General features: G+C 71.0%; 2 protein-coding genes. Both read left to right on the top strand.

Going from position 1 to position 1,721, the window contains the following annotated elements:
• On the top strand, window positions 1-388 hold a 388-nt coding region (locus ACXJKL_RS20495; protein ID WP_457208838.1), incomplete at its 5' end, for a hypothetical protein.
• A 302-nt stretch (window positions 389-690) separates the two neighbouring features.
• A partial coding sequence (locus tag ACXJKL_RS20490; protein ID WP_457208837.1) for a nitrite/sulfite reductase occupies window positions 691-1,721 on the top strand: 1,031 nt, incomplete at its 3' end.

Below are 1,721 nucleotides of genomic sequence, written 5' to 3'. Positions count from 1 at the left end.
CGGGGGGACCTGGGTGGGGGCCGGGGAGCTCGCGCCGACCGCGCAGACGGCGATCGCCCGACTGCACCACCCCGGCGCGACGGTCCGGGTCCGCGTGCGCCTCACGAACACCGGCGCCGCCGCCGGCCGGATCCGGCTCCGCGGACCGGCGCGGCTCGCCGGAGGCGCCATCGACGTGGGCTACCGGGTCGCCGGCCGCGACCGCCGTCATGCGGTGAGCACGCGGGGGTGGCGCTCACCCGTCCTGGCTCCCGGGAGGAGCGTCCTGGTCCTGGCGCGGATCACCCTCGTGCGCAGGCCCGGGGGCGAGGGCCGCGTCCTGCCGCTTCGCGCCGGTGCCGGAGTCTCCACGGACCGCCTGGCCGTCGTGCTCCGCTTCCCGAGGTGAGCGGGCCGGGAGTGTGACCTGGGACGCACCGGAGGCTCGCTCCCGCCTAGAGACTGCGACCGCGTCTCACTATGTGGAGCGTCGTCTCTCATCCTGAGATTTCGTCTTGTGGTGAGGGTGTCCGGGGCTTGAGACTCCTTGACATGAGTCTTGCTGCCACGCACCAGTTCCTCGTGGTCCGACGCCACGTGGACCTCGGGCGCACCGGCAGCATGATGTGTTGGCACCGCTGAACCACGCCGCCCCCTGCACATCCGCGCCCACCGTCGCGCGCGGCCCTCAGCGAAGAAGGACACGACCTCGTGACCAGCACCCCGACCGCTCCTGCCGGCTCCGCCGCAGCCCCCGCCAAGCCCGTCCGCCGCAAGCGCGGTGAGGGCCAATGGGCCCTCGGCTACTCCGAGCCACTGAACAAGAACGAGCAGAGCAAGAAGGACGACGACCCCCTCAACGTCCGGGCACGCATCGAGAACATCTACTCCAAGCGCGGCTTCGACTCCATCGACCCCGCCGACCTGCGCGGGCGCTTCCGTTGGATGGGGCTCTACACGCAGCGGGCTCCCGGCTTCGACGGCGGCAAGACCGCCCTGCTCGAGGAGGAGGAGCTCGACGACCGCTACTTCATGATGCGGGTGCGCACCGACGGCCAGGTCCTGGGACCGGAGCAGCTGCGGGCGCTGGGCGAGACGTCGACGACGTACGCACGCAACACCGCCGACATCACCGACCGCAACAACATCCAGTACCACTGGATCGAGGTCGAGAGCGTCCCGGCGATCTGGGAGCGCCTCGAGTCGGTCGGCCTCATCACCATCGAGGCGTGCGGCGACTCGCCCCGGCCCTTCCTGGGCTCGCCGGTGGCCGGCATCGCCAAGGACGAGATCATCGACGGCTCCTCGGCGCTGGCCGAGATCAAGGCCCGTGCGATCGGCAACCCGGAGTTCTCCAACCTGCCCCGCAAGTTCAAGACCGCACTGACCGGGCACCCCAGCCACGACGTGGCCCCCGAGGTCAACGACGTCTCCTTCGTCGGCACCGTCCACCCCGAGCACGGCCCCGGCTTCGACATGTGGGTCGGCGGCGGACTCTCGACCAACCCGATGCTCGCCCAGAAGCTGGGGGTGTGGATCCCGCTGGACGAGGTGGCCGATGCGTGGGAGGGCGTCGCGTCGATCTTCCGCGACTACGGCTACCGGCGACTGCGCTCCAAGGCACGGCTCAAGTTCCTGGTCGCGGACTGGGGCGTGGAACGGTTCCGCGAGGTCCTCGAGACCGAGTACCTGAAGCGCGCACTGGTCGACTGCCCCTCCCCCGCCACCCCGGTCTCCCAGGG

Source organism: Nocardioides sp. P5_C9_2, assembly GCF_054049555.1.
Note: the sequence above shows the minus strand (reverse complement) of the source record. Positions and strands in the feature narration are given on the sequence as shown.